The organism is Nostoc sp. (assembly GCF_036916575.1).
In the GTDB taxonomy this organism is placed as follows: Bacteria; Cyanobacteriota; Cyanobacteriia; order Cyanobacteriales; family Nostocaceae; genus Nostoc.
In genome coordinates this window covers 23,947-31,986 of the sequence record NZ_JBALGC010000113.1, presented here as the reverse complement: position 1 = coordinate 31,986, position 8,040 = coordinate 23,947, and the positions used below count along the sequence as shown (strand labels likewise).

General features: G+C 43.8%; 4 protein-coding genes and 2 pseudogenes. 5 read left to right on the top strand and 1 reads right to left on the bottom strand.

Features of this window, described 5'->3' with window-relative positions; translation table 11 throughout:
- The first annotated feature begins 277 nt into the window (after positions 1–277).
- From V7L29_RS25255 to V7L29_RS25240, 4 genes and pseudogenes are all read left to right on the top strand, one after another.
- A complete protein-coding gene (locus V7L29_RS25255) occupies positions 278–607 on the top strand; it encodes a DUF2973 domain-containing protein (RefSeq protein WP_334688519.1) in 330 nt (109 codons plus the stop codon).
- Positions 608–848: 241 nt separating this feature from the next.
- Positions 849–1,144: pseudogene (locus V7L29_RS25250) on the top strand (hypothetical protein).
- 182 nt (positions 1,145–1,326) lie between these two features.
- Positions 1,327–1,656, top strand: a pseudogene (locus V7L29_RS25245) (RusA family crossover junction endodeoxyribonuclease); the annotation flags it as partial.
- A complete protein-coding gene (locus V7L29_RS25240; RefSeq protein ID WP_334688517.1) occupies positions 1,656–2,336 on the top strand; it encodes a hypothetical protein in 681 nt (226 codons plus the stop codon). The pseudogene V7L29_RS25245 and the gene V7L29_RS25240, both read left to right, overlap by 1 nt.
- A gap of 138 nt (positions 2,337–2,474) precedes the next feature.
- Here V7L29_RS25240 and V7L29_RS25235 read toward each other — a convergent pair whose 3' ends face one another.
- Positions 2,475–4,766: an amylo-alpha-1,6-glucosidase gene (locus V7L29_RS25235; RefSeq protein ID WP_334688516.1), complete on the bottom strand. Its 2,292-nt coding sequence runs from the start codon at positions 4,764–4,766 to the stop codon at positions 2,475–2,477.
- Positions 4,767–6,004: 1,238 nt separating this feature from the next.
- Between V7L29_RS25235 and V7L29_RS25230 the strand changes: the two genes are divergently transcribed.
- Positions 6,005–8,014, top strand: a complete 2,010-nt coding sequence (locus tag V7L29_RS25230; RefSeq protein ID WP_334688515.1) for a DICT sensory domain-containing protein — start codon at positions 6,005–6,007, stop codon at positions 8,012–8,014.
- Positions 8,015–8,040: the final 26 nt, after the last annotated feature.

Sequence of the window (8,040 nt, the reverse complement as noted above, 5' to 3'; positions counted from 1 at the left end):
TGTCTAATGACAAGCCCCGTTGGGTCTACGCAAGATCCTAGAGCAGTCGTTAAAGAGATAGTAAAAATTTCTTAACAATTTCTTAACATTCTTTGGATTAACAAAATAATGTATCCTATGCTACCGTAAGTGGAATAACGGTTGACAAATAGCTTCATATAAATGTAAGGGCACAAAAAGTGCGTCAAATGCTCGTCTTAACTGTGAGTTACAGTGTCTGCGAATCAAAGCGTTACAAAATAAAGTTTTAAAAATTGCTGCTCTGGAGGAAAATCTAATGTTACACCTGCTTTACATTCTTGCTTTTACAATCCTTGCATTTATAGCTGTTGGCAACTTAATTCGTAATCTGATCATGTTCAGTTTTGATCGGGAGCGAACTTACCCGACGAATTCCTCGCCAATGAATAATCAAGGCAACTATGGTTATTATTCATCAAAAAAACAGTTTGTACCGCATCCAGAGTTATTAGATAACGCGGGTAACTTAATTAAAGAGCCACTTTTGGTAATGCGTTCGATTAACGTTGAAGATGCGCGTCAACATCTCGATGCACTTTACGAAGCATCGCCAGGACATAAAAGTGAAAATTCAGAGGAAGCATAAAAAAAGTTAGGAGTTAGGATGTAAATTATTGTTGTTTTTACATCCTTAATCCTATCTTCTATTAGAAATTTATTATCATCCTTGAATTAGAGGCGATGGCGTACCCGCCCGCCGCAGGCATCGTGTCTGTAGGCTGGTAAGTTAACATAGAATCTTTTGTAGGTCGTCTACATTGAGCGTGAAAACGACATGATTCGGATCATCTCGGCTTGGAAAGCGGCGCACAAAGAACGTGAATACTATGAAAGCTGAAGTCTTAAAAAAGCGACTCGATAAAAGTCGTCCAATGACGACAATCACAATTCGCATTCCCGAAGATGTGATTGAGGATTTGAAGCGAGTAACACCATTGTTAGGGTTTTCTGGTTATCAGCCATTAGTTCGTGCTTACATCGGATAAGGACTCCGAGCTGATCTTGACGACTTGAGGGTGATACTGTTTCTACATTAATTGCCAGTCTGAAACGGTATGGTGTAAGTGATGAGATAATTCGTAAAGCACTCAGCGAAGCTACTGGGCGATGCAGCAATAGTTAGTAACGGCAATATTCCTCTGTCATGAGTAGCGGGAATTATTTGCTTGTGTTCAAGGTTACTTGCATAGAATAACCTGTGATCTATTATTTAAAAGTGCATTGACCAGACTTGAGTTTATAGTAGATGGACCACCAGTATCATAACAGGCTCGTAAGCGCGGTAAGGGTAATCGGCTTCAAGATTGGAAAACAACAGTGCGACAAGAGGCTGAAAAATACTGGTCTTCGGAACAAAAAACAGCTACTGGGTTGGTTATGCTCCAAATAACCTATTTCTATGATTCTGTTGAAATAGATGTAGACAATATAGTGAAACCTATTCAAGATGCAATTATTGGATTAGCCTACGTCGATGATAAGCAAGTAAGCGACCTCCTAGTTAGAAAGAGGAATTTATCAGGTAACTTTAAAGTAGAAGACATGACCTCGACATTGGCGGAAGGCTTTGACCGTGGCAAACAGTTCTTACATATTGTGGTAATTGATGCTCCTAACCAGGAGGTACTTACTTGATGGCAATTCCAACTGCAAACCTAGAAAGAGAGCGATTGCTGAAACTAGCAGAAGAGTATCGCCAGAAGGGTTACGAAGTTTTTTTTCATCCAAATCTAGAAGACTTGCCTGACTTCCTTAAAACCTATCGCCCCGACATGATAGTACGTCGGGGAGAAGAAAATGTAGTTATTGAAGTCAAGTCACGCTCCTCACTTAACTCTTCTTCTAATCAATACTTAGGTAATTTAGCTCAAGCGGTAGAAAGACATCCTGGTTGGAGATTTGAATTAGTAATGACCAACCCAGAGGATACAGCGTATTCTCCCAAAGCAGAGGGTTCTCTTCAAGAAGATGAAATAGAATCACACTTGCAAGTAGCAAGGCAACTTACAACGCAACATCCAGAATCAGCTCTCCTATCTTCCTGGTCTTTGGTAGAAGCAACTTTGAGACTTCTTGCCCAAAAGGAAGAGCTAAGTTTAGAAAGATTTGATCCACGCTACTTAATAAACCAATTAGCAACTGAAGGTGTAATTTCAAAATCTGAGTATCAGTTACTAATGAATTTACTCCCATTACGTAATTCTATTGCTCATGGCTTCAAAACTACAGAACTTACGCAAAATTCTGTATATGAATTGATTGAGCTTACAGAGCAGCTCTTAAGAGCTTTACACACTGGCGATGAAGCAGGCTAACACTGCCTTGGTTAGAGCGGATGGTAGGACAAGCCCGGTTACTGAATTTCAGGTCATACTGCCGAGCGATGTCTACGACGGGCTGTTCGGTGACGCACTCAGCATAAAATAGGGAGTGGTGAATTCCCTACTGCCTTTCTATGCTTCGATAACTACCCGGAGATTGCCCCGTTTTTTCGCAACGCGACAAGCAGTCGTAGTACCAGAACGCTCGAATTCCAAATCGAGGATGGTGGGGCCGACTCGCAAATTATGAAATGACAGGCGATTAATCGATTCTGGCAAAGCGGGGTCGATTATTCGCAAGCAGTTATTTTGAGCATCAGGCACCAAGTTGACCATCATTTGCAGTAGTTGGAAGATACTACCAGTAGCCCAAGCTTGAGGAGTGCAGGCAACTGGATACTGCACAGGAGCATTACCACCGTTCCGTTCGTAGCCGCAGAAAAGTTCTGGAGGACGTTGGTAGGGCTGCTGATTAGTCATGTCGAATAAACCTTGGAAAAGTTCCAGGGCTTGATCGATTAGACCGAGCGATCGCAATCCCATTGCAATCAGAGCGTTATCATGGGGCCAAACTGAACCAATGTGATAGCCCATTGGATTGTAAGCGGGTGACAAATTACTCAGAGTACGAATCCCCCAACCATTAAACATATCTGGTGCCCGCAACCGTTCTGCTACACTATAAGCTTTTTCATGTGTGAACAAGCCCAAATGCAGACAATGACCAGGATTTGAGGTAATACTGTCTACTGGCTTCCCATCTCCATCCAAAGCCAAGGCGCAGAAACCCTGGTCTTCCACCCAAAAATCTCGATTGAAACGAACCTTAAGACTTTTAGCTTCTTCTTGCCAACGATCTGCCAAATCAAGCCGCTTCTTCATCCTAGCTATTTCTGCTAGGCGCATTTTTGCAGCATAGACGTAAGCTTGCACCTCACACAGGGCAATTGGTCCGTTGGCTAATTCTCCCTTGTGGTCTACGATACAGTCGCCAGAGTCTTTCCAACCTTGGTTAACAAGACCGCGTTTGGATTTACGGAAGTAACTCAAGTAACTGGTTTGTTTGGTATTGCGATCAATCCACTCCATTGCTGCTAGAGCATTGGGCCAAAGTTGCTCTAGGAGTTCTTGATCGTGAGTCCAAGCATAATGTTCGGCATAAAGCATCAGCCACAGCGGAGTGGCATCAACTGTACCGTAGTAAGGTGTGTGGGGAATTTCTTGACAACGAGCCATTTCTCCCAAACGTAACTCGTGCAAAATCTTACCCGGTTCTTCTTCGCGCCATTCGTCGTCGATTTTACCTTGGTATGTCGCAAGTAATATCAGAGTTTCTTTGGCGATTTGCGGGTTTAACATCAGGGTTTGAGAAGCTGCAATCAGCGAATCTCGCCCAAATAGTGTCGAAAACCACGGTACTCCGGCAGAAACAGTCTTATGCTTACCAAAGGACTGGCGCAACAAATACATATCTTGTTCAGCCCGCTCAATCACTCGATTGAAGGTATTCTTATCTGAGCTAATGCGTGTAATTTGCTGTAACCAGTTTTGCTCCTCCATCAACTCAGCAGCTTTCGCCTGTCCTAAGGTGAATGCGGCGCTGACGGTTGAACTGGACTGGCTGTTTTTCAACATATTCACTCGGTAGCCCAGCTTTTGAGTTTCGTGAGAAGCCAACTCTAGCTGCCAAACCGCAGTGTAACCCTTGAAATAGTCTGGTTGCCGATGCTGGAATATAATACGGGATTCCATCACGGAACCATCCAAACCTTGATAGGCGAGTGTCAAAGATTCTTCCCTAGAGGCGGATGGTTCTTTGAGTACAGGTGAAACGCCATCGATGAGAGAAAATGTTCCTTCCTCAGCCGTCAGTTCCGCTAGGCGTAAAAGCCGACCTCGTTTTTCTCTGTCATAGCCCCGGACTTCAAATAAATCAAGAAAATCCGCATCAAAGCTGATGCTTAGTTCAAAACTGACGGTTGTTGTGCTGTAGTTAGATACCTCTATTTCTTCAAATAGTGCCCCATTCAGCACTATTTCCCGGCGAATTCCTACAGTCTCAGCTTTCAGGCGTTCGTCGATTCTGGGGTTGGCACACAAAACTGAGAGTGAAAACCCTTTTTCGGCAGTACTACTCAAGAGTACAGGCGATCGCCCTTCAATTTGCAACTCCAAGCGACTGAGAAATCTCGTATCACAACAAAACAGTCCCATGCTAGGATTGCCATCATTAAGGGAACAGCCAGAAATGTTCCCGATAGTATCAGTCACAAAAAATAAATCATCATCTTTAACCGTCAGTGTCGGTTGTGGTCTTTGACTCACAACACAAGGCCACTCCGGGATAGGTAATTGTTCAGCAGGAATAAAAGTTTTTCCATCCAGAAAAATTTTTTCCAGGGTGATTAGTGTATCCGGTGTCATTAGCCAAAGTTCCGTGTACAGGTCTATATTTTTGTGGTCTTCCAAGTAGAGGTCGCTGACCCTCACAACTTTTGGAAAAAAGATGCTCTCTAAAACTCGTTTGAGCCATTCGAGCCAAAATAATCCTTACATACTGCTGACAAAATAGCAGCGTTCAAATCCATATAAGCAAACCTTGATAAAGATAAATTTATATTTTATAAGTCTAAAGTCAAGACTGAAAACCGAGGATTTTGAGATAATTCATTAGTCATTGAACTTTTTCAAGAGACAAAACACATAGTATACTCAGCAAAATGTGAAATTCACACTTTTTCTTGGGTATAGAGAGCATTTGTTTCCTACTATTATACGATTTTGTCTTAAATATCTTTGGTATTTGATTAGACAAATTTATGATAATTAATTAATTGATTAAATTTAATCACTAATTATGGATTAAATTATGTGAATGTAGCAGTGATGATTTTTGGGTAAAAAATCTCTTTAGTGAGCATAAATCAACGTCGGCAAAGTAGGCGATGTCTGTCTTGAAAAGTGACGCTCCTCTGTTACAAAGTTCTGATGCCTACGGCGGGCTACGCCAACCGATAGCGCAGCGTTAGCGAGACCGCGAGCGTCGGAAGCCTCTCTACGAGACGCTCCGCGTAGCTTGCTTCCACGAAGTGGTACGGCTCAGACTTTGCGCTGCGTCTCGTTGGCGCAGCCTCTCGTAGAGAAGAGAAGCTATGCCGTTGGCGAATGCGAACAGCGTGTCGCAGACAAGCCTCTCGTTGGCTGTCTTCGTCTTTGTTCGCGCAGCGTCGACCATAAAAGAAAGAGAAAAGAAGGCTTTACGCTGCGCTATCAGCGGGAAACGACGCGATACACTTTTCGCTACGACGGGCTACGCCAACGCGTTGGACTATCAATCAATGATCAGTAGTTATTAATGAAAACAACAGTTCAAACCATACAATAATTAGTGTTTTAGTACTTAGCGCTGAAAGATTTTACCTGTGTAAGCAGATAGCAAAGTTGGTCGAGAATGTATATTGGGCATAGTAGTAGTCTGTGAACAAATCAAGTTGTACGCACTCTCCTAATTGGTAACAAAGTGTTGCGCCTGCTTTGGCGAAAAGTGCTTTTTAGCGTTCTTTACATATTGCAACTGTCTATTTAACTTGAGAGTCCCTTGGAATTTGTACAATGCAGCTGTGACGTGGATCTTGTCGAGGTTGAGCGTTTAACAATAATTCATGAGCATTTCGACTTCTGTGCTGAGTGATCTGCTAAAGTCCCTACCCTACTTGCGGCCCCAGCTATATTTTAAGGCTTCACTAACGGCTCTCTCCCACGCAATGGAAGATCAAGTTTTGGCTGCGACTTTAGCCCAACCCCTTGTAATTGCTAGTTTCCAGCGAGAGCGATTCTACCGCCAAGAAGCTCATCGCTACCAGCGACTTGCCTTGCGAAGTAATCAAATATACGTATTATCTGCCCCAGAAACGGATTTCACTAACAGTTCGGAACACTACGAAAAGATCGCTTTTGACCGAAAGGATGGCTTAAGTCAAGAGTGGCATTTGGTAGTGATTGCTGATAATTATGCGACTTGTCTGGTTTGCCGGGAAAGCCTTGGTTCTATTGCTAAAAATAAGCAACTACCAGAACTAAGCCCTAGTCTGGATATAGACACAGCACGAAGATTTGAGGGAATTTGGACATCGGAAAGGGGAGTTAGCCTCAAAGCAGCCGAATTGCTGTTAGACAGGATTTTGGTTTACAGACCAGAACTGGCAAGTAAAATTGAGGAGGCACGTCAGAGGTTTAGCATCGGGGAGCCGAGAAACTACTTTGGAGCAGAACAAATCAACGAATATGCTTGTGACATCGATACAGATCCCTTTGTGCAACGCTTACTAACTTATTTGCAAGCTAGCCAGTACAAATTGCACAAAGCCTACCGTTCAATCGCTGCCCAAGCACGTAAAGAACGATTAGTCAACTCGATTAGCACTGCCATTCGGCGATCGCTCGATCCTCACGAAGTTCTCCAGGTGGCGGCACAAGAATTAGGACAACACCTAGAAGCTTGTCGCTGTTTAATTTACCGCGCTCAAGCCTCAGATAGCCAAGCCATAATTGAACACGAGTTTTTGACTCCTGGTGTTTTATCTGTTTGTGGGCAAACTTGGGAGTTAGAGAAAAATTCTCTATTTCGGGACATAGTGGAACAAGGCGAAGGGGTCTGTGTAAGCGATACGCTGACTGACCCTCGCGTTACCAATTCCCCAGGACTTTCATTGATCGCCAAAAAGTTTGCCATTCGTTCTTGGCTGATGGAACCAGTGTTCTATCAGGGGCGATTATTGGGCATTGTAGAGTTACACTATTGCCGGATGCCACCGCACGAGTGCCAATCTGGGGAATTGGATTTGGTAGAAGCGATCGCTAACCAAGTGGGAGCAGCTCTCATCCAAGCGGAAGCTTACGCCAACCTAGAAGAACTTAACCAGCAGCTAGAAGCCCTAGACCGCACCCGTAGCAACCTTATAGCCATCACCGGACACGAACTGCGTACCCCCCTATCCACAATTCAAGTATGCCTGGAAAGTCTCGCTAGTGAGCCGGATATGCCCTTGGAGTTGCAGCAGATCATGCTCAATACTGCTCTTTCCGACTCGGAACGGATGCGAAAACTGGTACAAGATTTCCTCACACTTTCCAACTTGGAAAGCGGTCGGGTGGAATGGCATCCAGAATCCCTCACCTTACAAGAATGTGTGGATTTAGCACTCAGCCGAAATCGCACGCATTCCTCAACGGAAAAGCCGCCCAAAATTAAGACTCAAATAGCCCAAAACCTACCTCTAATCAGAGCTGACGGTGATTGGCTAGTAGAGGTACTAGCAAAACTTATAGACAATGCTTGTAAATTTACGCCAACCCAAGGAGAAATTACCATTAAAGCGATTCACAACAGTCGTCAAATGGTCGAGGTTACCGTGGCTGACACTGGACGCGGCATTGAACCAAATCGTTTAGAAGTAGTTTTTGACCGCTTTTATCAAGAAGAGGGAGCGCTACGTCGCACCACTGGTGGGACTGGGCTTGGTTTAGCAATTTGCCGTCAAATTGTTAATGGCTGGGGTGGGGAAATCTGGGCAGAGTCAACTGGTAAAGACCAGGGTAGTCAGTTTCACTTCACTATACCGATTGTTCAGAGTAGCCAAGAGGAAAAGCGGACAAAAGTCAAGAGTAAATAGGTATTGGGCATGGGTAGTTTTTGACA